Origin of the sequence: Desulfovibrio sp. DV (genome assembly GCF_001936595.1) — a bacterium.
In the GTDB taxonomy this organism is placed as follows: domain Bacteria; phylum Desulfobacterota; class Desulfovibrionia; order Desulfovibrionales; family Desulfovibrionaceae; genus Solidesulfovibrio.
This window is the reverse complement of record NZ_MLBG01000047.1, coordinates 1-25361: the sequence shown is the minus strand read 5'-3', so window position 1 is coordinate 25361 and position 25361 is coordinate 1. Positions and strand designations below refer to the sequence as shown.

The 25361-nt window shown below is 63.3% G+C and carries 24 protein-coding genes, 1 tRNA gene and 1 pseudogene; 10 read left to right on the top strand and 16 right to left on the bottom strand.

What is annotated here, in order from left to right:
• The first annotated feature begins 60 nt into the window (after positions 1-60).
• Positions 61-693 (top strand): L-threonylcarbamoyladenylate synthase, encoded by a 633-nt coding sequence (locus DVDV_RS11800; protein ID WP_075354871.1) that lies wholly within the window; start codon positions 61-63, stop codon positions 691-693.
• Positions 694-710: 17 nt separating this feature from the next.
• On the opposite strand, the gene DVDV_RS11795 is transcribed toward DVDV_RS11800, so the two are convergent.
• Positions 711-1625: a glycosyltransferase family 9 protein gene (locus DVDV_RS11795; protein WP_075354866.1), complete on the bottom strand. Its 915-nt coding sequence runs from the start codon at positions 1623-1625 to the stop codon at positions 711-713.
• Positions 1626-1752: 127 nt separating this feature from the next.
• On the opposite strand from DVDV_RS11795, the gene DVDV_RS11790 reads away from it, so the two are divergent.
• From DVDV_RS11790 to pdxA, 4 genes and pseudogenes are all read left to right on the top strand, one after another.
• Positions 1753-2220 carry an NUDIX hydrolase gene (locus tag DVDV_RS11790; RefSeq protein ID WP_075354865.1) on the top strand — a complete coding sequence of 156 codons (468 nt, stop codon included), beginning with the start codon at positions 1753-1755 and terminating at the stop codon, positions 2218-2220.
• A 153-nt stretch (positions 2221-2373) separates the two neighbouring features.
• Positions 2374-3831 (top strand): glycogen synthase GlgA, encoded by a 1458-nt coding sequence (gene glgA, locus DVDV_RS11785; protein ID WP_075354864.1) that lies wholly within the window; start codon positions 2374-2376, stop codon positions 3829-3831.
• Between the two features lie 114 nt (positions 3832-3945).
• A pseudogene (glgB, locus tag DVDV_RS11780) lies at positions 3946-5875 on the top strand (1,4-alpha-glucan branching protein GlgB).
• A 179-nt stretch (positions 5876-6054) separates the two neighbouring features.
• A complete protein-coding gene (gene pdxA / locus DVDV_RS11775) occupies positions 6055-7074 on the top strand; it encodes a 4-hydroxythreonine-4-phosphate dehydrogenase PdxA (RefSeq protein WP_075354863.1) in 1020 nt (339 codons plus the stop codon).
• A gap of 194 nt (positions 7075-7268) precedes the next feature.
• On the opposite strand, the gene DVDV_RS11770 is transcribed toward pdxA, so the two are convergent.
• Both DVDV_RS11770 and DVDV_RS11765 read right to left on the bottom strand, forming a co-directional pair.
• Entirely contained in the window at positions 7269-7757 is a 489-nt protein-coding gene (locus tag DVDV_RS11770) for a universal stress protein (protein ID WP_075354862.1), read from the bottom strand.
• A gap of 15 nt (positions 7758-7772) precedes the next feature.
• Positions 7773-8729 carry a serine/threonine protein kinase gene (locus DVDV_RS11765; RefSeq protein ID WP_075354861.1) on the bottom strand — a complete coding sequence of 319 codons (957 nt, stop codon included), beginning with the start codon at positions 8727-8729 and terminating at the stop codon, positions 7773-7775.
• Between the two features lie 280 nt (positions 8730-9009).
• Between DVDV_RS11765 and DVDV_RS11760 the strand changes: the two genes are divergently transcribed.
• Positions 9010-9750 carry an SDR family oxidoreductase gene (locus DVDV_RS11760; protein ID WP_083634762.1) on the top strand — a complete coding sequence of 247 codons (741 nt, stop codon included), beginning with the start codon at positions 9010-9012 and terminating at the stop codon, positions 9748-9750.
• Between the two features lie 9 nt (positions 9751-9759).
• Here DVDV_RS11760 and DVDV_RS11755 read toward each other — a convergent pair whose 3' ends face one another.
• Complete coding sequence (locus DVDV_RS11755; protein WP_075354859.1) at positions 9760-10179, bottom strand: PaaI family thioesterase; 420 nt, start codon at positions 10177-10179, stop codon at positions 9760-9762.
• Between the two features lie 205 nt (positions 10180-10384).
• Positions 10385-10460 (bottom strand) — tRNA-Ala (locus DVDV_RS11750).
• A gap of 186 nt (positions 10461-10646) precedes the next feature.
• Here DVDV_RS11750 and DVDV_RS11745 point away from each other — a divergent pair.
• The 4 genes from DVDV_RS11745 to pgi all read left to right on the top strand — a co-directional run bounded on the left by DVDV_RS11745 (position 10647) and on the right by pgi (position 15898).
• Positions 10647-11096 carry a 4Fe-4S binding protein gene (locus DVDV_RS11745; protein WP_075354858.1) on the top strand — a complete coding sequence of 150 codons (450 nt, stop codon included), beginning with the start codon at positions 10647-10649 and terminating at the stop codon, positions 11094-11096.
• Positions 11083-12849, top strand: coding sequence for an aldehyde ferredoxin oxidoreductase C-terminal domain-containing protein (locus tag DVDV_RS11740; RefSeq protein ID WP_075354857.1), 1767 nt, complete (start codon positions 11083-11085; stop codon positions 12847-12849). Before DVDV_RS11745 ends, DVDV_RS11740 begins: the two co-directional genes overlap by 14 nt.
• A gap of 223 nt (positions 12850-13072) precedes the next feature.
• On the top strand, positions 13073-14017 hold the full coding sequence (locus DVDV_RS11735) for an IS110 family transposase (protein ID WP_075354856.1): 945 nt from the start codon (positions 13073-13075) through the stop codon (positions 14015-14017).
• Positions 14018-14251: 234 nt separating this feature from the next.
• Positions 14252-15898, top strand: a complete 1647-nt coding sequence (pgi, locus tag DVDV_RS11730; protein WP_075354855.1) for a glucose-6-phosphate isomerase — start codon at positions 14252-14254, stop codon at positions 15896-15898.
• A 90-nt stretch (positions 15899-15988) separates the two neighbouring features.
• On the opposite strand, the gene DVDV_RS11725 is transcribed toward pgi, so the two are convergent.
• From DVDV_RS11725 to DVDV_RS11675, 11 genes are all read right to left on the bottom strand, one after another.
• Positions 15989-16447, bottom strand: a complete 459-nt coding sequence (locus DVDV_RS11725) for a hypothetical protein (protein ID WP_075354854.1) — start codon at positions 16445-16447, stop codon at positions 15989-15991.
• A gap of 14 nt (positions 16448-16461) precedes the next feature.
• A complete protein-coding gene (locus tag DVDV_RS11720) occupies positions 16462-17784 on the bottom strand; it encodes a VWA-like domain-containing protein (protein WP_075354853.1) in 1323 nt (440 codons plus the stop codon).
• Positions 17781-18764 (bottom strand): MoxR family ATPase, encoded by a 984-nt coding sequence (locus DVDV_RS11715; protein WP_075354852.1) that lies wholly within the window; start codon positions 18762-18764, stop codon positions 17781-17783. Before DVDV_RS11715 ends, DVDV_RS11720 begins: the two co-directional genes overlap by 4 nt.
• Before the next feature lie 458 nt (positions 18765-19222).
• Entirely contained in the window at positions 19223-19441 is a 219-nt protein-coding gene (locus tag DVDV_RS11710; RefSeq protein WP_075354851.1) for a hypothetical protein, read from the bottom strand.
• Positions 19442-19456: 15 nt separating this feature from the next.
• Complete coding sequence (locus DVDV_RS11705) at positions 19457-19768, bottom strand: type II toxin-antitoxin system HicA family toxin (protein WP_075354850.1); 312 nt, start codon at positions 19766-19768, stop codon at positions 19457-19459.
• A 138-nt stretch (positions 19769-19906) separates the two neighbouring features.
• Positions 19907-20563 carry a CBS and ACT domain-containing protein gene (locus DVDV_RS11700; RefSeq protein ID WP_075354849.1) on the bottom strand — a complete coding sequence of 219 codons (657 nt, stop codon included), beginning with the start codon at positions 20561-20563 and terminating at the stop codon, positions 19907-19909.
• A gap of 26 nt (positions 20564-20589) precedes the next feature.
• On the bottom strand, positions 20590-22377 hold the full coding sequence (locus DVDV_RS11695) for an aldehyde ferredoxin oxidoreductase family protein (RefSeq protein ID WP_075354848.1): 1788 nt from the start codon (positions 22375-22377) through the stop codon (positions 20590-20592).
• Between the two features lie 12 nt (positions 22378-22389).
• Positions 22390-23100, bottom strand: coding sequence for an ABC transporter ATP-binding protein (locus DVDV_RS11690; RefSeq protein WP_075354847.1), 711 nt, complete (start codon positions 23098-23100; stop codon positions 22390-22392).
• The gene (locus tag DVDV_RS11685; protein ID WP_075354846.1) at positions 23087-23815 is read right to left on the bottom strand and encodes an ABC transporter ATP-binding protein; all 729 of its coding nucleotides are present in this window, start codon (positions 23813-23815) and stop codon (positions 23087-23089) included. Before DVDV_RS11685 ends, DVDV_RS11690 begins: the two co-directional genes overlap by 14 nt.
• Positions 23812-24816, bottom strand: a complete 1005-nt coding sequence (locus DVDV_RS11680; RefSeq protein WP_075354845.1) for a branched-chain amino acid ABC transporter permease — start codon at positions 24814-24816, stop codon at positions 23812-23814. Before DVDV_RS11680 ends, DVDV_RS11685 begins: the two co-directional genes overlap by 4 nt.
• Before the next feature lie 10 nt (positions 24817-24826).
• On the bottom strand, positions 24827-25361 hold a 535-nt coding region (locus DVDV_RS11675), incomplete at its 5' end, for a branched-chain amino acid ABC transporter permease (RefSeq protein WP_139311605.1).

The window sequence follows — 25361 nt, the reverse complement described above, 5'->3', positions numbered from 1 at the left end:
GGCAAGTCCAATTCCGGTCCCGGCGTGCCCGGGACCGTCACCATCCGGGGCGGCACCATCATGCAGGCGAGTTCTCCGGCCCAGGCGGCCACGATTGTGCGCGGCGGCGGCTGCGTCGTCTATCCGACGGAAACCTATTTCGCCCTGGGGGCGTTGGCGACTGATGCGGCCGCCCTGGCCCGCATCGTGGCCATCAAGGCCCGCCCGGCAGCCAAACCGCTGCCGCTTCTGGTCGGCGACATGTCCCAGTTTGCCGCCGTGTTGCCGGACGGTTTTTTTGATGGTCCGCTCGGGAGGGATTTTGCCGCTCTGGCCGCCCGGTTCTGGCCCGGACCGCTGTCGCTGGTCGTACCCTGCCGGGAAAGCCTGCCGGGGCTGGTCAAGGATGGGCAGGGGCAGGTGTCGGTGCGCTTTACGCCGCATGAAACCGCAGCCGCGCTGTGCCGGCTGGCCGGCGGCGCGGTGGTGGCCACCAGCGCCAATGTCAGCGGCGGCGTGCCGGCGGCCGTGGCGGACGCACTCGATCCGGCCGTGGTGGCGGCGGCGGATGCCCTGGTGACGGAGGGGACGCCTCCGGCCGGCGGCCCGGCCTCGACCGTGGCGGGTCTGCTTGGCCGGGGGCGGCTGCGGATTTTTCGCCAGGGCGCGGTGGCAACGGCGGCGCTTGCGGCGGCGGGATATCAACTCGTTTAGGCGTACCCGCGCCGGTCTCAGGACAGCAGGCCGCGGACCCGCTCCCAGACCGCCTCAACGGTGATGCCGGACAGGCACGGCAGCGGGCGCAGGCAGTCGCCGGCAAATTCCCCGGAGGTCATGCCGGTGCACGGCGAGCAGGGCAGTCCGGCCGTGACCACGGCCAGCCCGTCCGGTCCCCATTGGCCCGGCGAGGTTGGCCCGAACATCGCCACACCTGGGACACCGTGCATCCCGGCCAGATGCAGGGGGCCGCAGTCCGGGCCGACGACACAGCGCGCGGTGCAAAGAGCCTGCGAGAGTGCCTCCAGGTTAGCCGGGGACAATATCTCGCCAACGGATGGGGCCACGCCGCGCTCGATCTCCACCGGCCCCAGGACAAACACGGGCCTGCAGCCGTTGTTGCTCAGGATGCCGGCCAACGCCTCAAAGCGGTCCATGGGCCAGCACTTGTCGCTATGGCCGGCTCCCGGAAAGAGCAGCACCGTGCCGCCGGTCGGCTCGCTGCCCCCGAAAAACGTCTGGAAGCTCTCGCGCCAGTCCTCGGCAAAAGCGATGCCGCGCCGGGCGAGCCCCTGCCGGTAGAGGTCGCCGGGCGAGTCCCACCGGCCCGGCACGACGCCGTGCAAAAAAAAGAAATCCGGGGTATCGGTCACGTCCGGGCGGGTGGTCAGCCCCGGGCGCACCACCAGGACGTTATTGAGGGCAGCCGGCCAGCCGTTGTCGTGAAACCGGGCGTCCAGGCCACGGCGGATGTCGGGCGGGCAGGGGGAAGCCAGGGGCGAAAGAAACCGGGCCAGGGACGGGCGCACGGCGAAATGGGCGGGAACTCCGGGAAAATGCCGGAGGACGGACAGGAAAACAGGCCAGGATAACAAAAAATCTCCAAGTGCTCCGGCATGTTCCAAAACGATCTTGTCAGGGGTTTTCATTTCGCGTACTCTTGGTAATGGGAAAAGACGATTCTTTATAATTGGTTGAGACAACTTCCCGAAAAAGGGTTGGGCATCGTGTGCAACCCGGGAAAACGCCTCCCGCATCCATCACGGAGTCTGCGCCATGGCCCTCGTCAAACCCTGCCCCCAGTGCGGCCACCCCATTGTCCACTATCGCAACCCCGTGCCCACGGTGGATGCGCTGATCCATCTGCCCGGACGCGGCGTGGTCCTGGTCGAGCGCCTCAACGAGCCTTACGGCTGGGCCTTGCCCGGCGGCTTTGTCGATTACGGCGAAGCAGCCGAGGCGGCGGCCATCCGCGAGGCCAAGGAGGAAACCGGGCTGACCGTGGAACTGACCGGCCTACTTGGCGTCTATTCCGATCCATCCCGGGACCCGCGCCAGCATACTCTGAGCGTCGTCTACATTGCCCAGGCCCTGGACCCCGACGAACTGGCCGCCGGCGACGACGCCAAGGGCGTGGACGTTTTTCCGGTCGGCAAGTGGCCGACACCGCTGTGTTTTGACCATGAGCGTATCCTCAACGATTATGCCATGCTTTTAAAGCGGATAAAACCGCGGGAGCGATAAGGCAGAGGGCTTGGAAGCCTTGCGTCGGCCGCGGTTTCCTGCAAGACCGGACCGAGTCGCCCCGAGCGCGGCGCAAGGATGCTCGACACGATAAGCGACCAGGGGACGCTGTCCCGTTGTCGCGGATTGCAACCGGCCATGCCGAGGAGTGCGATGAAGTTTCATCACAAGGTCCTCTTTGTCGCTTCGGAAATGTATCCCTTCTCCAAGACCGGCGGTCTTGGCGATGTCATGGGGGCATTGCCCAAGGAACTCAAACGTCAGGGCGTCAACGTCGCCCTGATCGCCCCGTACTACGGCCGTCTCAACCACGGCGACCACCAGCTGCGCCTGATCTATTCCAAGTGCCGTGTGGGCTACCCCTGGGCTCCGATCACCGCCGACATCTACACCGCCACCTGCGACGACGTGCCGGTCTATTTTGTCCAGCGTGGTGAATATTTCGACCGTCGTTTCTATTACAATACCCATGACGGCGACTATTTCGACAACTGCGAGCGGTTCATCTTTTTCTGCCGGGCCACCATGGCCTGGGCCAGCCGCCTCGACGGCGCGCCGGCCATTGTCCACGCCCACGACTGGCAGGCCTCCCTGGTGCCGGCCTACCTGCACTTCCTGCGCCCGGCTGCCCCGTTCTGGCGCAACACCAAGACCATCATGACCATCCACAACCTGGCCTTTCAGGGCCGGTTCGCCTCGCGGCTGTTTTTTGATTCGGGCCTGCCCAAAGAGGCCTGGGGCATCGATGGTGCTGAGTTCTGGGGCGATTTCAACCTGCTCAAGGCCGGCATCGCCTATTCCGACATCATAACCACGGTCAGTCCCACCTATGCCCTGGAAATCCTCTATCCGCAGTTCGGCTGCGGCCTGGAGGGCATCCTGACCAAGCGCGCCCCGCAACTGCGCGGCATCTTAAATGGCGCGGACTACACCGTCTGGGACCCGATCAACGACCGGCATCTGCCAAGCCCGTACAGCCCCGACGATCTGTCGGGCAAGGACATCTGCAAGCGCAATCTCGTGGCCGAGCTGGGCCTGGACCGCCGTTTTCTCAAGCGCCCCATCCTGGGATTTATCGGCCGTATCCGCGACCAGAAGGGTATCGATCTGCTGATTGACATCATGGGCCGCATCATGGCCAAGGACGCGGCGGTCGTGGTCCTTGGCGAGGGCAGCCTCGATTACGAGGCCGTGCTGCTGGACATGATGGAGAACTACCCCGGCCAGTTGGCCGTGCGCATCGGCTACACCGAAGATCTCGCCCACCGCATCCAGGCCGGCTCCGACATCTTCCTCATGCCGTCGCGCTACGAGCCGTGCGGACTGACCCAGATGTATGCCCTGCGCTTTGGCACCCCGCCCGTGGCCACGGCCGTGGGCGGCCTGCGCGACACCATCGTGCCCTGGCCCGATCCGGAAGCCACCGGGTTCACCTTTTCCGACACCGACCCGGAGCTCTTTTACCGGGCCATCCTCGACGCCCTGGAGATGTGGAACCAGCCCGAAGCATGGCGGGCCATGGTGGTGCGGGCCATGCGGGCAGATTATTCCTGGGAAAAAGCGGCCAAGAACTATATCAATCTCTATCGGGAACTTGGGGCGGACATCTGATACGAAAAAGCCCGTCTCCTGTTTCGCCGGGCAAATGACGCCGGATCGTCCCGGGTTCGTTGCCGCGTATTCCCCATGACGGCATGGCCGCCCGCGCGGCCCAAAGGAGTCCCCATGCCCACGTCCGTACCGTCCACATTGCCGTGCCTGCCCGTTGACCTTGGCGAACTGGATATCTTCCTCTTCGGCCAGGGCAAGCACTGGGACCTGTACCGGGTGCTGGGGGCCCACGCAAAGGACGGTCCCGAGGGGCAGGGGTACCGGTTCGCTGTCTGGGCACCCAATGCCCGGGCGGTCTCGGTCGTCTTCGATCACAACGACTGGACTCCGGGCCGCCACGCCCTGCATCCTGTGGCGGCTTCAGGCATCTGGGCCGGCTTCATTCCGGGTTTTGAGAAGGGCTGGCTCTACAAGTTCGCTGTGGAGCAAAAGCACGGCGAAACAGTGCTCAAGGCCGATCCCTTTGCCCTGTGTACGGAGATGCGTCCCGGCATCGCCGCCCGGGCCTGGGACCTCGACAGCTATGTCTGGCAGGACGAGGCCTGGATGGCCGGTCGCCGGGAGAATGGCCTGCCGCTCAATGACGCCATTTCCGTCTACGAGGTCCACCCCGGCTCCTGGCGCTGGAAAAGCGAGGAGTACGGCTCGTTTTATTCCTACCGCGACCTGGCCGAAACCCTGGTGCCCTACGTGCGCGACCTGGGATTCACCCACATCGAATTCATGCCCCTGGCCGAGCATCCCCTCGACGAGTCCTGGGGCTACCAGACCGGCCATTATTTCGCCCCCACCTCCCGGTTCGGCAGCCCGGAAGAGTTGCGCTATCTGATCGATGTCTGCCACCAAAATGGCATCGGCGTCATCCTCGACTGGGTGCCGGCCCACTTTCCCAAGGATGCCTGGGGGCTTGGTCGCTTCGACGGCACAGGCCTTTTCGAGCATGAAGACCCCCGCCAGGGCGAGCACCCGGACTGGGGCACCTATGTCTTTAATTACGACCGCCACGAGGTCAAAAACTTCCTGCTGGCCAATGCCCTGTACTGGTTCAAGGAATTCCATGTGGACGGGCTTCGCATCGATGCCGTGGCCAGTATGCTTTATCTCGATTACTCCCGGGAGGATGGCCAGTGGGTTCCCAACAAGTTCGGCGGCAAGGAGAACATCGCGGCCATTGAGCTGTTGCGGGAATTAAACGGCGTCGTCCATGAGCATTTTCCCGGCGCGGCTATGATCGCCGAAGAGTCCACCTCCTGGCCCGGCGTCTCCCGGCCGGTGTACACCGGGGGCCTCGGGTTTACGTTTAAGTGGAACATGGGCTGGATGAACGACACGCTCGACTATTTCACCAAGGACCCGATCTACCGGGCCTACCACCAGAACCAGCTCACCTTTTCCATGCTCTACGCCTTCCACGAGAACTTCATCCTGCCGCTGTCCCACGACGAGGTCACCCACGGCAAAGGCTCGCTTATAAGCAAGATGCCCGGTGACCAGTGGCAGCAAATGGCCAATTTGCGCCTGTTTCTGGCCTATATGTGGGCCCATCCCGGCAAAAAGCTCATTTTCATGGGCTGCGAATTCGGCCAGTGGAAGGAGTGGAACTCCCGAGAACAGCTCGACTGGGTGCTGACCGAATTCCCCAGCCACCAGGGCGTGGCCCAACTCCTTCGGGCGCTTAATCGCGTGCACAAGGAGCATCCTTCCATGCACGCCAAGGACAACGACTGGACCGGATTTGAGTGGGTGGACCTGTCGGACTACGCCGCCTCGGTCATCACCTTTTTGCGCAAATCCCCTGATGGCGCGCCCATCCTGTGGGCCTTTAACTTCACCCCCATCGTGCGCGAAAATTATACCGTCGGCTGCCGTATCCCCGGCTACTGGCGGGAAATCGCCAATACCGACGCGGCCCTTTTCGGCGGCACCAATGCCGGCAACGGCGGCGGCGTCATGGCCCAGCCTGCCGCCTACGGCGGCTGGCCCCACTATCTGTCCCTGACGCTCCCCCCCCCTGGCCGCCGTGGCCCTGACGCCTGAAGGATAAAAGACTGGGAGGAGGCATTGCCTCCTCCCAGACCCTCCTCCACCGGGGGGGATAATCCCCCCCGGACCCCCTTGATGGGGGTGGGTGGGGTGTTGGCAAGTGTTTCGTGGGGAGACCCGGGACGGGGAGTTGACGCGCCTGGGAAGCGAAGCCCAACCCCAAGAGAAAGATGGAGTATTATGACTGCCTCTGCCAGATCTGCCCCGATTCTGCTCACCCTCGGCGATGCCAACGGCCTGGGGCCGGAACTGGCCTGCCGGCTCCTTGCCGGCCCGGACGCCGTTGCCTGTGGTCGTCCCGTTGCCCTGGTCGGGCCGGAGTCGGCCTTGCTGTGGCACTGTGAGCGTCTGGGGCTGGCCCCGTTCTGGACGCGTCTGGCCGATGGCGAAGCTCTGGCCGAGGCCGCGCCCGGTGTCTTGCTGCTGGAACCGCCGCGTCTGGCCGGACTGCCGGTCACTCCGGGCCGGGAGACGCCGGCTGGCGGACTGGCCGCCGGGGAAACCCTGGAATACGTCGTGGCGCTCCTTGCCAAGCATCCCGACTGGGGACTGGTCACCGGGCCGCTGTCCAAGGCGGCGCTCAATGCCGCCGGTTTTGCCTTTCCGGGCCACACCGAATTTCTGGCCGAACGCTCGGGCGTGGGGCGAAAGGGCGTGTGCATGCACCTGTGCGGCCCGATTCTTCGGGTCAGCCTCGTCACCACCCATCCGCCCCTGGCCAAGGTGCCCTCCCTGGTCACCTACGACCGGGTGGCCCGTTGCCTGAACCTGACCTGGGACTATGTGCGCCGGTTGGGCGTATCGGATCGGCCCATTGCCGTGTGCGGCCTAAATCCCCATGCCGGGGAGGGCGGACTGCTCGGCCACGAGGATGAGGACGTGGTGCGTCCGGCCGTGGCCGCGGCCGTGGCCAAGGGCGTGTCGGCTGTCGGGCCGCTGCCGGCGGATACCCTGTTTTACCGGGCCGTCCAGGGGGAATTTTCCGCCATCCTGGCCATGTACCATGATCAGGGCCTGCCGCCCCTCAAGCTTCTCCACTTTAAAGACACCGTCAACGTGACCCTTGGCCTGCCCTTTGTGCGCACCTCGGTCGGCCATGGCACGGCCTTTGATCTCGTAGGCACGGGCAAGGCGGCCACCAGTTCGCTGGCTGCCGCCCTGTCCCTGGCCTGCCGGCTCACCGGCGGAGGCATAGAGTGAGAGAAGAGTGAAGGCAGAGAAGAGGGGGAATGCCTCCGGCGGCCGGGGGATGATCCCCCCGGACCCCTGCAAAGGGGGAAGTTTTCGACGAGTAATTTACGCTGCAATTGCAAATGATTATACTCAAAATAGAGGTGGGATTCCAAAGGGCTCAGCCCTTTGGCCGCCGGAGGCATTCCCCCTCTTTTCAACTGTTATGCCACCACCCACACGGCCAGCCCTTTGGCGGCGTGGATGATCTTGGTTGAGACGCTGCCAAAGAGAAATTCCTCCTGCTTCGACACCCCTCGTCGGCCAACCACCACTGTGCCGTAGCCGCCTTCCGCGGCCAGCCGCAGGATTTCCAGGGCAATGCTCGTGCCGATGCTGCATTCCTGGGCGTCACGCAAGGGTGAACGGCAACTTTCCACAAAGCGCGTGGTCACTGCCGCCTCGGGCACGCCGGCGGCGACGAGCATGTCCCGGGCCTGGACCAGGGCGAGCTGCATGGCTTCGATGCGCTTGGCGCATTCCGCTTTCCAGGCTGCGTCGTCGGCAAACAGGTCGCGGTCCGGCGTCCGCTCGATGGCCACCACCTCCACGCGTCTGTCCCCGTCGCTGCCGACCATGGCGGCGGTATAGGCGACAGAACGCTCTGCATTCTCCGATCCATCGTAGGCAATGAGGATTTTATCCGTGTTCATGGCTGCTCCGGCTGCTTAAACAGTTGGCTTGGAGAGATCGTCGTGGGCCCGCGACAGATCGTCGATAAATTCCTTGGCCGTGTCGTAATAGACTTCCGCTGCCAGGGAAAACCGCAGCAGCACGCGATTGAGGCTGTCTGGAATATAGGGAAAAAGTTTTTTGAGATTGACGATGCGGTTGGGGAACATGATGGAACAGTCGTCTGTTGTGATGTCTGCTCGTTGGGACGGGGTCATGTCCTGGGTGTTGTGTTGGCCCATGCCGACCAGGAATTGGATGATGTTGCCCAGGCCAAAGAGATCGAGGCCAAACGGGCTTTCCTGGAAGTCGAAGGTATAGTCGAAGTCGATCCAGGCAAAGCGGCCGGTGTCGTAGAGCACGTAGAGATGGTCGCGCCGGATGTCGCCGTGTTTCTCGCCCCGATCATGGAGCCATTTGATGGCTTGGCAGGCCTCGATGAAGCGTTCCAGCACCTCCGGGAACAGTCCGTGGAAATAGTCGCGGTGGGGCATCTCCAGGGCCTCGATCTTCTCGTCAAGGCGTTTGCCGGCCACGACGTCCAGGATGCGCACCGGATTTCCCGCCGTGTCGTAAATGGTCACGCCCTGCATGAACCGGTCGTCGCCGTGGACCAGATCGAGGATGCGGGTCTCTTTGCGCGGGCTTCGGGTGCAGGTGACCATCATGGAGCCGATGGTCATGGGGAATGTTTCGTGAAAGACGAGTTTTAAGATGTTGCGGCCGCCGGTTTCCAGGCAGCGGCAGCGTTTGACCCAGAACTTGGGGTCTTCCATGCCGAACCGGCGCTCGGCCTCGTCGCGAAGGACCAGAAAGTGGCGGTCTTCCAGGACGATGACATCGCCGTGGCTGATGCGCATGAATTCCGTCGTGTCGGTGTAGAGGTCGCCGACGTGGCGGGCCGGAAAATCCGGGGCCATGCGGGCGAGCAGGTCGCGGGCTGATGGGGCCAAGGGTGCCTCCGTGTCGCAATGGAGTTCCCGTATCCTTTGCCCCAATTGCCACGCTTCGGCAATGCCCAACCCCGAGAAGCGCCAGGGAAAAAAGAGAAGGAGACCGGATTTGCGCCCAGGCCTGCAGGTTGCGAAGCGACCGGACTTGTCGACAATTCCTTGGCAGTGCTACACTGCAGGCAACAAGACGCAGGCAGGCCGCGTCCCTGTCGCATGGGGCGACTGCGGCCCGGGCCGGCAATCGTGTCGACCGGCGTTGGACCGAGGAGTGGCAAACAGTATGGATCAGAAACGGGTTGCTATTGTTACGGGAGCGTCCCGGGGTATCGGTGCGGCCATTGCCAGGCGTCTCGCGGCCGACGGGCTGGCCGTGGTCGTCAATTACGTTGCTGGCGAGGCCAAGGCCCAGGCTGTGGTCAAAGACATCGTGGCTGTCGGCGGCCACGGGGTGGCCATCCGGGCCGATGTGTCCGATTCCGGGGATGCTGCCGAACTGTATGAAGCTGCCGAGGCCGTCTACGGCGGGGTGGATGTGCTCATAAACAATGCCGGGGTGATGCAGCCGGGACTGGTTTCTCTGGCCGACACCGACGACGCGCTTTTTGACCGGCTGGTGTCGATCAATCTGCGCGGCAGCTTCAACATGCTGCGCCTGGCAGCCGCAAAGCTGCGCCAGGGCGGGCGTATCGTCAATTTCTCTTCAAGTGTGGTCGGGCTGGCTCCGGCCGGCTATTCCATATACGCCGGCACCAAGGCGGCCATGGAAACCATCACCGCCATCTTTGCCAAGGAACTGCGTGGCCGGGATATCGCCGTGACGGCCCTGGCTCCCGGGCCGGTTGGCACCGAGCTGTTCCTGACCGGCAAGACGCCGGAGATGGTGGAAAAAATCGCCCAGGCCACGCCCATGGGCCGCCTGGGAACGCCCGAAGACATCGCCGGGGTGGTGGCCTTTCTGGTCGGGCCGGAAGGCGGCTGGATCAATGGCGCGGTCATCCGGGCCAACGGCGGTATGGTCTAGGGTGCGGCACTACTCGCTGCGGCGGATGTTGTAGACGCCGCGCCCTTCGGCCACATGCGCATCCGGACTGCCGTCCGACCACAGGACGACCTGGGCGTTGCCCACCCGGTTGCCCAGGAGCCTGACGGTTGCTTCGGCGTAGAGATCGTGGGCCGTGGCCGGGCGCAGGTAGTCGACGCACAGGTCGATGGTGGCGATGCGGTCCGTGAGCTTGCAGCGCGTCCAGACGGCAAAACCGGCGCAGACATCGGCCAGGGTGGAGATGACCCCGCCGTGGATGGCCGGCCGGCGGGCGTCGCCGATGAGGTCCTCACGAAAGGGGATAAAAAGCCGCACCCGTCCTTCCTCGATTTCGGACACCCGAATGCCGAGCATTTTCTGAAACGGCAGTCCGTTTTCGATCAGATCGGCCAACACATTGAAATCCATAATGTAACCTCCACAGTGCACCGGTAGCCCGATCAGGCAGGGGGCGCACGATAACGCGGCCGGCCGGTCGGGGCAACCCGTCATGATGCCGTGTCAGCCAATGCGCAGAGGGTGGTGGAGACAACCCAGAAAGAGGGGAGTGGCATCTCCCTGGAAAACACGAAAAAGGCCTCGCGACGTGCATCGCGAGGCCCTGGAAATCCGGTGGTGGAGGCGATGGGACTCGAACCCACGACCTCTGCGTTGCGAACGCAGCGCTCTCCCAGTTGAGCTACGCCCCCATCGGGAAGACGGTTATTAAGCGCAATCGCCCGTGGGGTCAAGAAGACCTTTGCCAATTTCACTGCGTCATCAATTCGTCAGGCCATCCCTGTTGACCTCACCCGCACCTGATGCCACTATGCCAATTGAAACACCCCTGAAACCATTATGCCTTTTTTGGCGGAACATCCGCCCGGAGCCATTTCATGAAGATCCATCGCGCCCTGCGCATGGAGCGCTGCATCGGTTGCCATTCCTGTTCCCTGGCTTGCGCCCGACTGGTCTACAAGTCCGTGTCCTGGGACAGGGCCGGTATCCGCATCCGCTCCACCGGCGGCGTCTCCAGCGGTTTCCAGGCCATCTTGTGCCTGGCCTGCGATCCCGCCCCCTGCGCTGCCGCCTGCCCGACCGGAGCCATGGTCCAGCGCAAATCCGGCGGCGGCGTCCTGCTTAAAAAATCGCTTTGCATCCAATGCGGCAAGTGTGCTGCCGCCTGCCCGGTGGAAGCCATCGCCCTGGACGCCTCCGGCAATCCCAGCGTGTGCGTCCATTGCGGCCAGTGCATTGCCTATTGCCCCCACGATTGCCTGGAGCTGGTCGAGGCCGACAAGCCAGACGCCGCCCCCTGCCTGGAGAGTTGCCATGTCGAGCGATAACGATCTCTTTCGCGTTCTCATCTATGACCTCACCCGCCAGCGCGGCGAGCTGGCCTTGCTCCCCGGCCGGCGGCAGTTCATCGGCGGTTCGGGCCTGGCCGCGCTTCTCTATGAAAAATACGGCCTGCCCGGGGCCGCGCCCTTTGATCCCGGCCAGCCGCTTATTTTCGCCATCGGCCCGGCTACCGGCTATTTTCCGCTCATGAGCAAGACCGTGTGCGGCTTCAAATCGCCCTACAACAGCAACTACGCCGAATCCCACGCCGGCGGCCGCTCGGCCCTGGCCCTGCGCTTTGCCGGTTACGACGCCCTGGTCGTCACCGGCAAGGCAGCCCGTCTGTCCACCCTGGTGGTCGGGTCCCGGCGCATCGAACTGATCGACGTCCACTATCTGGCCGGGGCCGACGTGTTTACCACCGGCAAGCTCCTGCGAAAAATCGCCTCCGGCGCGTCCGGGCACCGCAGCATCCTGCGCATCGGCCCGGCCGGCGAGAACGGCTCAAGCTATGCCTGCATCAATGTGGACACCTACCGCCACTTCGGCCGGCTCGGGGCCGGGGCGGTCATGGGGGGCAAAAACGTCAAGGGCATCGTCCTTATGGGCGACGGCGATCTGCCGTTGCCAGAGGACAAGGGCTATGCCAAGCTTTTCAAGGACATCCACGAAAAGGTCACCTCCTCGGGGATGATGGAGAAATACCACAACCTGGGCACGCCGGCCAATGTGCTGCCCTTAAATGAGCTCAAATCCCTGCCCTGGCGCAATCTGGCCGCGACTTCCGATCCCGATGCCGACAAGATTTCCGGCGAGGCCTTTGCCGAGAAACTCCTCATGCACAACGCCGCCTGTTCCGGCTGCCCGGTGGGCTGCATCCATGTCGGCATGGTGCGCGAGATGTTTTCGACCTCCCACCGCTTCGCCATCCATCAGGTGGCCTACGACCACGAGCCGAACTTCGCCGCCGGTCCCATGCTCGGCGTGGTCGATCCAGTCGAGGTGCTGGCCATAAACGACATGGCGGACCGCCAGGGGCTGGACATCATTTCCGCCGGCGTGGCCCTGGCCTGGGCCGTGGAAGCGACCGAAAAGGGGCTCATTTCGGAAAAGGAAACCGAGGTGAAGCTGACCTTCGGCGATGCGGCGGCATTCAAGCGGGCCATGTGGCTCATTGGGCACAAGGCCAACGAGTTTTATGCCCTCCTTGCCCAGGGTACCATGGCGGCGGCGGCGCACTACGGCGGCGGGGACTATGCCTGCGTCCTTGGCCAGGAAATGGCCGGCTACGCCACGGGCGAGACCTATTTCGCCTCCCAGACGGTCGCCTTCCGCCATTCCCACCTGGACACCGGGGCCTATTCCTATGACCAGAAGCACAAGGAGCATGATGTCCCTGCCGTGGTCAAATTCCTGGTGGACGACGAACGCGAGCGGGTGCTCCTGACCTGCCTCGTGGCCTGCCTGTTTGCCCGCGAGGTCTACAAGCCCCAGACTATGGTCGATATCCTGGGCTGCCTGGGCCATCCCGAGCTGGCCGCCAATCTCGACACGGCAGCGGAAAACGCCCGGCGCGCCCGGTGGCGGCTCAAAATCGCCACCGGCTATGATCCCATGGCCACGCACATCCCCAAGCGCTTTTCCGAGGTGACCACCTGGAAGGGGCCGGTGGATGCCGTCTATATGGAGGCCCTGCGCCAGGGCTATGCCCGGGCCGTGGCCGAACTCGGCGCACCGTTGCCGGCACCAAGCGCCTAGTTCGTGAGAGAAGATGAGATTGAGAGGAGAGGAGAGAAAGAGTGCCTTGTATGTTTCTCCATCGGGGATAACTTGATGGGGTCCCGGGGACGATAGGTCGAAATTGCCTTGAGTTTTAAGCTCGAGCCGGAGCCATGATCGTCGTCCCCTTTCTTCCATGAAGCCCGAACCGTTGCTTGGGCTAAGAGCCCGTATCACAAGGCTGGGTACTGGAGGATTTTACATGGCTGCCGAGTGCTTTATAGGAATTGATGTTTCTAAAGAAAACCTGGATGTCCACACACTTCCCGATGGGAACGCCCTGCAATTTGTTAACGACCCTGATGGCATTAAAGCTATCTGCAGGAAATTTTCTAAACTCCGTCCGAATCTTATTATTATCGAGGCGACAGGTGGTCTTCAAATTCCTGTTGCAACAGCGTTAAGCCTCAAAAAATTTCCGGTTGTAGTCATTAATCCCCGCCAGGCTCGTGATTTTGCGATGGCTAAGGGGAGATTGGCTAAAACGGATAAAATTGATGCTGAGATACTGGCGCTTTTTGGCAAGCTGATGGAACCTGAAGTACGCCCCCTGAAGGACGAGCAAGCACAAGAAATGAGCGCGTTTATGTCCAGGCGTAACCAGCTTATCCGGATGCTTGTCATGGAGAAGAATCGTTTTTCTCGGGCCTATGGTTCAGTGAGAAATGACATTGAGAAGAATATAGACTGGCTTGAAGAGCGTTTGTCTGAGATTGATACCCATCTTGGAAGAATTGTGCGGGCCAGTCCTATTTGGAGAGAACGAGATAACTTGCTTCGAAGTGTCCCTGGCGTTGGAGATGTTCTTTCAAGAGCACTCTTATCCAATCTTCCAGAGCTTGGGACATTAAATCGCCGGGCAATAGCTGCGCTTGTTGGTGTTGCCCCTCTCAATTGTGATAGCGGGAAACATCGAGGGAAGCGTCGCGTCTGGGGTGGTCGCAGTGATGTACGTTCCATTTTATATATGGCTGTATTGTCTGCAAAGAAATACAATCCCGTGATCCGCGATTTTTACAATCGCCTCAAGGATGCAGGCAAGCCGCATAAAGTCGCTGCCGTTGCCTCCATGCGAAAGCTGATAACGATTCTAAATGCGATGGTGCGATCCGGTCAGCCTTGGGCACAGTGCGCAAATGCGGCGTAAATCCGTGCTTTCCGGTTGACTGGGAACACCGTTGCTCCGGCGGCCGGGGGGATGATCCCCCCGGACCCCTGCAAAGGGAAAAATTATTAGCAGGGTACTGCCAAGGCGGCCTTTTTCTTGAGGACTGGACGAAAGTTCTGGTCTACGATCACTCGGCCTGGACCCGCCGCACCGGCAGCGGTTTTTCGGCCGGGCCAATTGCTTACGCCAGCATATCCATAAGGAGCACGGCTCATGGCACTTATGACGGAACTGCCCGCCCACGCGGCCCTGGCCGAGCACTACCAATCGGCCCAGCATCTTCACCTGCGCGACCTTTTCGCGGCCGATCCGGAGCGCTTCGCCCGCTATTCCCTGCGCCTGGGCGATATCCTGTTTGATTATTCCAAAAACCGGGTGACCGACGCCACCATGGCCCTGCTTTTCGATCTGGCCCGGCAGGCCGGGGTCGAGGCCCGGCGCGACGCCATGTTTGCCGGCGAAAAGATCAACCGCACCGAGGACCGGGCTGTGCTCCACGTGGCCCTTCGCAACCGGGCCAACCGGCCCATTCAGGTCGACGGCGCAGACGTCATGCCCGAGGTCAACCGGGTGCTCAATCAGATGCGCATTTTCTGCGGCCGCATCCATTCCGGCCAGTGGAAGGGGTACACCGGCAAGCGCATCACCGACGTGGTCAATATCGGCATCGGCGGTTCGGACCTGGGGCCGCAGATGGCCTCCCTGGCCCTGGCCCACTTCGCCGTGCCGGGTATCACGCCACATTTCGTCTCCAACGTGGACGGCACCCACATGGTGGAGACGCTCAAGCGTGTGTCCCCGGAGTCGACGCTTTTCATCATTGCCTCCAAGACCTTTACCACCCTGGAAACCATGGCCAATGCCCATGCGGCCCGGAGTTGGTTCCTGGAACATGCCGGGGACGAGGCCGCCGTGGCCAGGCATTTCGTGGCCCTGTCCACCAATGCCAAGGCCGTGGCCGCCTTTGGCATCGACACCGCCAACATGTTCGCCTTCTGGGACTGGGTCGGCGGGCGCTATTCGCTGTGGTCGGCCATCGGCCTGTCCATTGCCCTGGCTGTCGGGTTTGACAATTTCGAGGCCATGCTCGAAGGGGCCTTTGTCGCCGACGAGCATTTCCGCACCGCCCCGCTTGAGCGCAACATCCCCGTCATTATGGGACTGCTCGGCATCTGGTACAACAACCACTTCGGGGCCCAGACCCAGGCCATCCTGCCCTATGACCAATACCTGACGCGCTTTGCCGCCTACTTCCAGCAGGGCGACATGGAGAGCAACGGCAAGTCGGTGGCCACCGACGGCCGTCCGGTCGATTATTCCACCGGCCCGGTCATCTGGGGCGAACCCGGAACCAACGGCCAGCACGCCTTTTACCAGCTCATCCACCAGGGAACCAAACTCATCCCCTGCGATTTTCTGGCTGCCGCCCGGACACTCAATCCCCTGGGCCGGCATCAGGACATGCTCCTGTCAAACTTCTTTGCCCAGACCGAAGCGCTTATGAAGGGCAAGACCGTGGACGAGGCCCGCACGGAACTGGCCGGCAAGGGCCTCTCCGACGACCAGCTCGAACTGTTGGCCCGGGCCAAGTCCTTTAGCGGCAACCGGCCGACCAATTCGTTTTTGTATGCAACCCTTGATCCCAGGACTCTGGGGACGCTCATTGCCCTGTACGAGCACAAGATCTTTACCCAGGGCACCATCTGGAACATCAATTCCTACGACCAGATGGGCGTTGAACTGGGCAAGGTGCTGGCCGGGGCGATCCTGGAAGAGTTGGCGGACGAGACAGCGGTGGCCGGGCACGACTGCTCGACCAACGGGCTGATCAATTACTACAAGGAACTGCGCGGGGAGTAGCCGGTTTGGCCTCTGTCCCGATTGTCCGGGCCGGCCGCAATGTCCTTGACGTGGACATTGCGGCCGGCTCTTTTTTATGCTGCGGGTGTTTTACCGGGCGATGCGCAGCAAGCGCTCGGCCATCATGGCCGGGGCCATCTCGCATTTGAGGCTGGCCGAAAGGGCCAGTTCCCCCCGCACGTCCATGGGCTGGCTGCCGTGGGCCGCAGCCAGGGCCGCCTCGAAGGCCCGGCGCAACTCCCGAAACGACTGCTCCACCTCAGGATAGGCATTGTCCTGGCGCCAGGGCAGGCGCAACGATTGCCGCAGCGTGCCGGCAGCGTGGGTGGGCGTGGCCAATTGGTAGACGCCGATAGGCGCAATGCCTGCCCGCTCGTGTTCATGGGGATAACAGTGGGCCTGCCAGGAGGCGGCCGGTTCGGGGATGGTGGAGTCGATACGCACGTAGGGCAGGGCCAGGGACTTTTCCTGGCCTTCCAGCACCACGTCGTAGGACAATTCCGGCCGCAGGTTGCCGCGTTTTTTTTCAATATGCCAGGTGATGCGCATGGGCGTGTCCTTTATTATGGAAAGCGCAGGACATCGCCAAAGGGCGGCTGTCCCTGGGCTGTGGCCGGCACGGCCCACAGCACCGGATAGGGCGGCTCGGCCGGAAAACGGTCGCACGCAAGGTCGGTGCAATAGATCAGGCAGGCCGGGTTCAAGCCGTCGGCCTCCACCTTGGCGAAAACCGGGCGGAAGTCCGTGCCGCCGCCGCCGGTGGGGACAAAGGCCGGCGGGGGATCGATGCGGGTGAAAATGCGCGCTTCGCCAACGGCCGCATCGCAGCAGTAGACCAGCAGGCGGGTGTCGCAGACATCAAGGATGGCCGACAATTCGGCGTAAAATGCAGCCAGCAGGGCCTCGTCCACCGAACCGGAGGTGTCGATGGCCAGGACCACGTCGCCAAGGGTCATGGATCGCGGCGAGGGCAGATACAGGCCCATGTGGACATGGCGGCGGCTGGGCGGCGACCAGGAATAGTCGCTGACCGCCCGGGCCAGGATGAACCGGCGCAGCAGCGTGGCCCAATCGAGCTTGGGCCGGGCCAGTTCGACCAGGAACCGCTCCAGCCCGGCCGGCATGTTGCCCATGGCCGCTGCCGCCCGGCGGGACTGGTTGACGTCCTGGCGCAGTTTTTCGGTCAGATCCCGGCGCTCTGATTCCTGGCGCTCACCGTCCAGATCGGGATGGTCGCGCACCTCGCCGACACTGCGGCTGGACGTGTCCCCTGGTCGTCCGTCGCCGTCCTTTTTGCCGCTGGCCGATTGGCGCTGCCGGGTCGCGCTGGAAAAATCAGCCCCGGGCGGGGCGGCCTTGGGATCGGTTGGCGCGCCGGCAAAGGGCGTGTCCCCGTCGCCGCCGCCGGGAGCCGTCTCGGCCGGGACGGCTGAGGCTTTGGCTTTTTGAGACCCTCCGCCGCCATGGCGCTGCTCTATATCGCCGGTGAGGGCGGCATAGATGGCCTCGGCCGGTTTTCCGGCCTGGGTGGCCTCGAAGGGGTGGCCCCTTGGCAGGGTGAAGCCCGACTCTACGAGCAGGGCGGCGATGGCCAGATCGCAGGCCTTGTTCCACAGGGCCGGGTCGCGGTCCTTCCGGCGCAGATGGTGTTCGCAGGCCAGATGCAGGATTTCATGGGCCAAAAGGGCGGCGATATCCTCCTCGCTGCGGGCGGCCAGGGCCAGGGGATTGTAGCCAAGGCGCACGCCGTCGGTCCACATGTCCCGGCAGCCGGCGTCGTCGATGGGAATGAGCCGCAGGGCCATGGCTCCGAAGAAAGGATGGGCCAGCACCAGCTCCATCCTGGCCCGCACGAGCTTTCGGACCACGGCGTCGGGCGCGCTCACACGAACACCTCGGCATTGTCCCTGGCCCAGGCGGCAAAAGACTCGGTGTGGGCGGCCCGGCTGTCATGGCGCACGGCGTCGCGCATGAGCAGCACGCCAAATTCCACCGGCAGCCGGGCGGCGTAGCGGGTCAGCGCCGGCATGGTTTCCGGGCTGGCCATGCGCCCAAGCGCCTCGCAGATGGCGTAGGCTGCCCCGGGTTCGGCCGGAGCCGGGGCGGCGTCGGGATCGGCCAGCACGGCATCGGTGTCGGGAAGCTCCCGCCACAGCTTCAAATAGCCGGAAAATTCCAGGGCTGCGCCGTCGCCGACCGCGCCGCGCAGCAGGTCCAGCTCCACGTCCGGGTCGGGCGCGCCGGCCAGCATGGTGGAGACGAATTCCCAGGACCGGGGCGTGGGAAAGGCCCGCGAGGCCACGGCCGGATCGAAACCATGGAGCAGGGACGGCCGGAAACGAAGGAAGGAAATGACCTCCGGGCGCAGCCCGGCCCGGGTGGCCCAGGCTACCCAGTCTTCGAGATGGGCCTCGATTTCCAGATGCACGAACCGGTTGGCCAGGGCCGAGGGCATCCGGTGGGTGACAGCCCGGTCCTGGTCGCGGTTGCCGGCGGCAATGACGGTCCAGCCGTCGGGCAGACGGTATTCACCCAGGGCCCGGTCGAGGATGAGCTGGTAGCAGGCGGCCTGGACCAGCGGCGGGGCGGCGTTTAATTCGTCGAGAAAGAGCACTCCCTGGCCGGTGGCCGGGAGAAAGGCCGGCGAACGCCAGTGGGTGCGGCCGTCGGCGTCGATTTGCGGCAGCCCGCGCAGGTCCACGGGATCAAGGAGCACGGCCCGGATGTCAATGAGCGACAAGCCAAGACTCTCGGCCGTCTGGGCCACAAGCTGGCTTTTGCCCACCCCTGGCGGTCCCCATAGGAACACAGGCTGGCGGATGGGGAGCAGGGTGGTCAGGGCGCGGGCGATATGGGATGGGATCACGGGGTGTTGCCTCCGGGGAAAATATCCCGGAGTGCCGCCGTTTTTGGAGCAGGAGCGCGGAAAGCGGCCTGGCGCGGACTTCCACGCCGCCTGACGCGCCGGGCATAGCCACCGTCCGGCAACGCTCCGGGATGGGTGGTTGATAGTGAAATTGAAAATGATTGTCAATTGCGATCAAGGGCCTGTGCGGAGGCTACGGGTGAAGCTTCCAGGCGGGATTCCAAAGGGGGCAGCCCTTTGGCCGGCGGAGCAACGGTGGTTCCCGTCAAGCCCAAGCACCAACGGGCACGATCTCCTCGCCACTTTTCCTGTACAACGGCCGCTCACCGGCTCGGCAACGCCCCCAGTCAAAGCAAACTCCCCCTTGGAGGGGATTCCAAAGGGACTCAGTCCCTTTGGCCGCCGGAGGCATTCCCCTCGTTCTCTCACTCCCCCGGCCGCCTCTTCCACTCGTCAGTTCAGACCGGCAGGTCCGGGAGCAGGCAGGCATCGCCGCAGACGGCCAGGTAGTCGTCGACGGCTTCTTCAAAGGCGCGTTGCAGGGCCTCGGGGCTGTCGCCGTGGAAAGTGACGATGTCCCGGATGCCGTGGACGCGTCCGTGCAGGGCGCCGTCGGCTTCCTCGGTGCAAAGCAGGCAATAGCCCTTGTAGGTGGCGTAACAGACAGGGGTGTCCATGGCGGGTCAGTCCTTCTAGACGGCCATGCCGGAGCGGATGAGAAATTCCCGGATATCGGCGGCGCAGCCTTTGTCGAGCACTTTTTCCGGATGGGGCCGGTGGAAAAACCCTTTCACCCCGCCGAGCAGAAATCGCACCCGGGAGCCGGCCGTTTTCTGGTGATGGTGGATTTCCTGTCCGCCCAGGGCGCGGATCAGCGAGGCCACGTCGTCCCACAGGATGTCCGGGCGGGCCGGGGCGGTAAAAAGCGCTTCCCAGGTGCGCAAACGGGCGCTGTTGAGCTTAAGGGCCGGCTGATGCGGCAGGATTTGGGCGGCAGGCGTCATGGGGCCTAAGAAAAGCAAAGGGCTGCTGCGGCGTCAAGGGGCGATTCCGGATTGGAGGGCTGGTGTGGGCAATAACCCCGGACGGCCTTGGAGGATGCGGGGATGGGGCCGTCCGGGGCGAGGCGAGGACAACTTTGACTAGTCACGGGTCCAGTAGAGGACGTGGCCGGTTTTTTCAAGTACGGCGCGCAGTTCGCGCTCCCGGGTCTCGGGCAGCCCCTGGATGCGGACGGCCACTTCCCGCTGGTCCGGGGCCACCCGGCCGTACGACGACAGGATGCTGATGATCCGGGCCTCGAACCGGCGCAGTTCGTCGAGTATGGGCTTGAGGCTGCCTTCGGACATATCGAGTCGAAGCCCGATCTGGATGCCGCCCTGGTCGATGCCGGTGATGGAGACGAACAGCCGGAAGATGTCGGTGTCGGTGATGATGCCGACCACCTTGTTTGTTTCGTCAACCACGGGCAGGCTGCCGAACTTGCGGTCGCGCATAATCAGCGCCGCCCGCTCCACGGTGTCCGTCGACCGGATGGAGACCGGCTCCAGGGTCATGATGCCTTTGACCTTCAGTTCCGAGAGCAGATAGGTCATCTCGTACATGTCCAGGGAGGTGGCCGAGGACGGCGAGGCGGCCTTGAGGTCGCGTTCGGACACGATGCCGACAAGCCGGCCGTCCTTGTCCACCACGGGCAGGCGGCGGATCTTTTTGTCGCGCATGATCCGTCCGGCCTTGATCATGGAGACGTCCTCGGTCACCGTGGCCACATCGGTGGACATCCAATCGCCGACAAGCATGAGCTGCTCCTTGGGAAAAAGTGGGTTTACAGGACGGGGTCTGGCGCGCCAGGGCCGGGGACGCCCTCGGGCGACCAGCAGCGCAGCCGGTAATAGTCGGCCAGCATGGTTTCCAGGGACGCAGCCGGCAGATGCTTGCCGCTTGGCAAAGCCTCGCGGTGCAGCCGGGCCGGCAGGCGGTCGTCGGCCGGGGTCAGGCCTTCGCGCAGATTAAACGTCCGGGTCATGTCGGCGATGGCCGCAGCCCGGCGTTTAAGCGCGGCTTCCGATGCGTCCAGGCCCGTGGCCAGGGAAATGACCTGCGCCAGTTCCTCCCAGGTGTAGAGGTCGCGGAAAAACCGGCACAGAATCAGCGTATCGAAGATGGTCAGGCGATCCTCGAATTCGATAAGCAGGGCCGCCTTGTTTTCGACCTGGTCAGGCGGGATCATGCCGGCCAGTTCGGGCTTGTAAAAGGTGGTGCGCAAATGGCAGGCCCCCCGGTCGGAAGTGGCGTAGGCCAGCCCCATGCCTTGGAGGGTGCGGGGATCGTAGCCGGCCGGCTCCAGACCCTTGACGTGGATGGCCAGATCCTCCAGGCCCCAGGCCTTGGCCGCCACCTTGATGCCCTGGCCAAGGAGCGCGCCGATGCCGGTTCCGGCAGCGATGTCGGCAATGAGCCGGGCTGCGCCGTCGGGATCGTTGTAGCGGATGGGGTAGTCGACGCGCCCGAGGGCAACCGCCTCGATGACGAAGCCGCAGAGGTTCCCGGCCGAGATGGTGTCGATGCCCAGCCGGTCGCACAGGTCGTTCAAATAGACGATCTCGGCCATGTCCTCGATCATGCACAGGCCGCCGAAGGCATAGATGGTCTCATATTCCGGGCCTTCGAGCACCATGCCCTGGTGGCGGCCCGAGGCAAGCTTGGCCATGCGGCCGCAGGACATGAAGCACTTGGCGCAGGCATGGGCCTTGACCTCGTGCTCCTTGTGAAACCGCTCGCCCGAGATTTTTTCCCAATGCTCGCAACTGCCCTGGGACCAGTATTTGGCCGGAAAGGCACCGGCTGCGTTCATGATGCCGACCATCATGGTGGTGCCCAGGGCCTTGTAGGCCTGGACCCCTTTGTTCTCCACGCCGCGCTTGGCAAAGGCGGCGGCATAGGCGGCCAGACCGGCAGCATCGGCCGGGGCGCGTTTGCGGTCCCCCTGGAAGACGATGGCCTTGACCCGCTTGGAGCCCATGACCGCGCCAACGCCGGTGCGGCCAGCGCAACGCCAGCGCTCGTTGGCGATCATGGCCAGTCGGCACAGGTTTTCCCCGGCCGGGCCGATGACCACCGCGCCGACGCGTTTGGCGTCATCGCGCGGCAGGACAAAGCGCTCCCGGGCCGCGTCGTCGGCCTCATAGACATCGAGGCCGGCCAGAGTCGTGGCGTCGTGGAAGGTGCAGCCATCGGGGTGGATGGTCAGCCCGGTGAGGGAGCTGGCCGCGCCGGTGAGAATGACGGCGTCAAAGCCGGCGGCATCCACGGCCTGCGGAGTGCGGCCGCCGGAATAGGATTCGGTGTAAAAGCCGGTCTGGGGCGATTTGGTGAATACCCCGTAGCGGCTTGCTCCCCAGGCCGCGCCGCCGCACAGGGGGCCGGTGGCGAAGATCAAGTTGTTTTCCGGGGCCAGGGCATCGACCCCGGCCGGATTGCGATCAAGCAGCAGGCGCGTGGCCAGCCCCTTGCCGCCGAGGTAGGCGTCGAGGTGGGCCGGGTCTGTGGCTTCGATGGCGAAGCTTTGCCGGGTCAGATCGACAGTCAGGATGCGTCCGTAAAAGCCGTGCATGGCTTTCCCTTTCTATATGCCGAGATAGGCGGATTTGACGTGGGGGTTTTCGAGCAGATCCAAGGCCTGGCCGGACATGGCCACCCGGCCGTGCTCCAGGACATAGCCCCGATCCGACAGACGCAGGGAATGGTTGACGTCCTGTTCGACGAGCAGCACCGTGGTGCCGGTGTCGGCGATTTTTCGCAGGGTGTCGAAGATGGACTTGACCAGGATGGGGGCCAGGCCCAGCGACGGCTCGTCGAGCATGAGAAGGCCGGGCAGGGCCATGAGCCCCCGGCCGATGGCCACCATCTGCTGCTCGCCGCCGGACAGGGTCATGGCCAGCTGGGTCTGACGCTCCAGCAGGCGCGGCAACAGTTCGTAGACCTGATGCAGGGTCTTGTGGCGGTCCTTGTAGGCCCGGGTGTTAAAGGCCCCGATGTCCAGGTTTTCGGCCACGGTCATAAGCGAAAAAAGCCGCCGGCCCTCAGGCACGTGGATGATGCCGCGTTCGACGATTTTTTCCGGGGGCAGGGCCTGGACCGGCTCGTTTCGAAAGCGGATGACGCCCGAGGTCGGGGGGACCAGGCCGGAGATGGCTTTGAGCAGGGTGGATTTCCCGGCCCCGTTGCCGCCGATGATGCTGACGACTTCGCCTTCCTCGACGGTGAGCGACAGGTCGTTGATGATCTGGACATCGCCATAGGCGACGTTGATGTGTTCCACGCTAAGCAGCGTCATACTCGCCTCCCAGATAGGCCTTGATGACGTTTTCATCCTTGGTGACGGCCTCGGGCGTGCCTTCGGCAATCTTTTGGCCGAACTGGATGACCACCACCCGGTCGGACAGGGCCATGACGGCCCGCATGATGTGCTCGATGACAAAGACGGTCACGCCCCGGTCCCGAAGGCCCCGGATAATGCCGATCATGTCGTCGACCTCGGTTGGCCGCAGGCCGGCCATGACTTCGTCAAGGAGCAGCAGCTCGGGATCGGTGGCCAGGGCCTTGGCGATTTCCAGGCGCTTGCGGTCGGCGATGGTCAGGTTGCCGGCCAGCATGTCGCGCATGTGGTCGAGTTGGAGGGTAACCAGGACCTCGTCGGCTTTTTCCCGGGCCTTTTGGGTGGAATTGGTGCGCAAAAAGGCCCCGACCATGACATTATACAGGACCGTCTTGGCGGCAAAGGGTTTGACGATCTGAAAGGTGCGGGCCAGTCCCAGCCGGCACAGATCCCAGGGTTTTTGGCCCTGGATGGTGTGGCCGTTAAACTTGATGGTCCCCTCTGAGGGGGCAAAGACCCCGGCCACGAGGTTAAACACCGTGGATTTGCCCGCGCCGTTGGGGCCAATGAGCGCCAGGATCTCGCCTTTGGCGATATGGAGATCCAGGGAGCTGACGGCGGTTAGGCCCCCGAAGTGTTTGGTGAGGTTGGTTATTTCCAGGATATTGCTCATTTTGCGTCTCCCTGGACGGTGATTTTGCGGGCCAGCCGGTCGTAGATGGCAGCCAACGGCGCGGTGAGACCCTTTGGCAGGTAGAGCATGACCAGGATGAGGATGAGCCCGAAAATGACCAGATGCAGGCCGGGCAGCATATCGCTTAAATAGATGCGGGTGAATTCATTGAGCGGCCGCAGGAGCAAGGCGCCGATGACCGGGCCGGCAATGGTGCCGCGTCCGCCAATGAGCGCGATAAAGGCGATTTCAAAGGAGAGGTCCAGTCCCATGAGTCCTTTGGGATAAAAGTACAGCATGAGCTGGGCGTAAAACGTGCCGGCCAGGGCCGTTAAAAAGCAGGACATGGCCATGGCAAAAAGCTTGTAGTTGGCCACGTTGATGCCAAGGGCCGCCGCCGCTTCGGGTTCCTCGCCGCCGGCGGCCAGATAATAGCCGATCTTGGAGCGGGAGATGAACCAGGTCAGTCCCAGGACCAGAATGAGGAGGATCAGGATGATATAGTAGTACGGCAACTTGGACATGAACTGGTAGTTCCAGAACGACGGGTCCTTGAGCGGTATGAGCAGGCCCCGGGGACCGTTTATGTGCAAGGGGCCGATGTTGTCGATATTTTCCACCATGACCCGGATGCCCTCGGCAAAGGCGATGGTGCACAGGCAGAAATAGGCCCCGCGCATCCGGAAGGTGGGCAGGCCGATGACCATGCCGATGATGGCGGCCAGCACCCCGCCGGCCAACATGCCGATCCACGGCGAGACGCCGTATTGCAGGGTGAGGATGGACGAGGTGTAGGCCCCGATGCCGACAAAGACCGAATGTCCGAGCGGCAACACGCCGGCAAAGCCGCCGACCAGATTCCAGGACGTGGTCAGGTAGGCATAGAAAAAGAGCAGGATGAGGATTTGCAGATAGGTGGGGGAAGTCACCACCAGGGGCAGGGCAAAGGCGACCAGGGCCGCCAACACAAGGAGCGTTCGGTCGAGTTGTTTTCGGCTCACAGCGCGTCTCCTACCAGTCCTGTTTGTGGCCGAAGAAGCCCGATGGTTTGACAAAGAGAATGATCAGAAAAATGGCGTAGATGATGGCTTCCGTCCAGGTCGAGGCCATAAACTGCGAGAAAACGGATTCGATGAGGCCGATGACCAGCCCGCCGAGAATCGCCCCGGGGATACTGCCAAGGCCGCCGAGCACCACGATGATAAAGGCCCGGATGTCAAAGACCACGCCCACCGACGGATAGACGTAGTAAAAGGGAATGAGCACGCAGCCGGCGATGCCGGCAATGGCCGTGCCCAGGCCAAAGGCGATGTTGTAGACGCGGTACTGGTTGATGCCCATGAGGTTGGCTGCCTCGCGGTCGAGGCTGGTGGCGCGTAGGGCTTTTCCGGTCTTGGTCTTGCGCATGAAGATGGCAAGGCCGACAGCCGTGGCGATGGCCACGACAAAGCCGGAAAATTTCGGAATGGAGATGATAAATTCCCCAAGGGCGAAAGACTTGTTGGAAATGGCCGTGCGAACCGTGCGGTATTCGGCGCCAAAGAGC

Excerpts from the sequence above, each read along its gene's own strand:
- DVDV_RS11800 (WP_075354871.1), top strand. The coding sequence starts at position 61 with ATGCAGGCGAGTTCTCCGGCCCAGGCGGCCACGATTGTGCGCGGCGGC.
- DVDV_RS11795 (WP_075354866.1), bottom strand. The coding sequence starts at position 1,625 with ATGAAAACCCCTGACAAGATCGTTTTGGAACATGCCGGAGCACTTGGA.
- DVDV_RS11790 (WP_075354865.1), top strand. The coding sequence starts at position 1,753 with ATGGCCCTCGTCAAACCCTGCCCCCAGTGCGGCCACCCCATTGTCCAC.
- glgA (WP_075354864.1), top strand. The coding sequence starts at position 2,374 with ATGAAGTTTCATCACAAGGTCCTCTTTGTCGCTTCGGAAATGTATCCC.
- pdxA (WP_075354863.1), top strand. The coding sequence starts at position 6,055 with ATGACTGCCTCTGCCAGATCTGCCCCGATTCTGCTCACCCTCGGCGAT.
- DVDV_RS11770 (WP_075354862.1), bottom strand. The coding sequence starts at position 7,757 with ATGAACACGGATAAAATCCTCATTGCCTACGATGGATCGGAGAATGCA.
- DVDV_RS11760 (WP_083634762.1), top strand. The coding sequence starts at position 9,010 with ATGGATCAGAAACGGGTTGCTATTGTTACGGGAGCGTCCCGGGGTATC.
- DVDV_RS11755 (WP_075354859.1), bottom strand. The coding sequence starts at position 10,179 with ATGGATTTCAATGTGTTGGCCGATCTGATCGAAAACGGACTGCCGTTT.
- DVDV_RS11745 (WP_075354858.1), top strand. The coding sequence starts at position 10,647 with ATGAAGATCCATCGCGCCCTGCGCATGGAGCGCTGCATCGGTTGCCAT.
- DVDV_RS11740 (WP_075354857.1), top strand. The coding sequence starts at position 11,083 with ATGTCGAGCGATAACGATCTCTTTCGCGTTCTCATCTATGACCTCACC.
- DVDV_RS11735 (WP_075354856.1), top strand. The coding sequence starts at position 13,073 with ATGGCTGCCGAGTGCTTTATAGGAATTGATGTTTCTAAAGAAAACCTG.
- pgi (WP_075354855.1), top strand. The coding sequence starts at position 14,252 with ATGGCACTTATGACGGAACTGCCCGCCCACGCGGCCCTGGCCGAGCAC.
- DVDV_RS11725 (WP_075354854.1), bottom strand. The coding sequence starts at position 16,447 with ATGCGCATCACCTGGCATATTGAAAAAAAACGCGGCAACCTGCGGCCG.
- DVDV_RS11710 (WP_075354851.1), bottom strand. The coding sequence starts at position 19,441 with ATGGACACCCCTGTCTGTTACGCCACCTACAAGGGCTATTGCCTGCTT.
- DVDV_RS11705 (WP_075354850.1), bottom strand. The coding sequence starts at position 19,768 with ATGACGCCTGCCGCCCAAATCCTGCCGCATCAGCCGGCCCTTAAGCTC.
- DVDV_RS11700 (WP_075354849.1), bottom strand. The coding sequence starts at position 20,563 with ATGCTTGTCGGCGATTGGATGTCCACCGATGTGGCCACGGTGACCGAG.
- DVDV_RS11695 (WP_075354848.1), bottom strand. The coding sequence starts at position 22,377 with ATGCACGGCTTTTACGGACGCATCCTGACTGTCGATCTGACCCGGCAA.
- DVDV_RS11690 (WP_075354847.1), bottom strand. The coding sequence starts at position 23,100 with ATGACGCTGCTTAGCGTGGAACACATCAACGTCGCCTATGGCGATGTC.
- DVDV_RS11685 (WP_075354846.1), bottom strand. The coding sequence starts at position 23,815 with ATGAGCAATATCCTGGAAATAACCAACCTCACCAAACACTTCGGGGGC.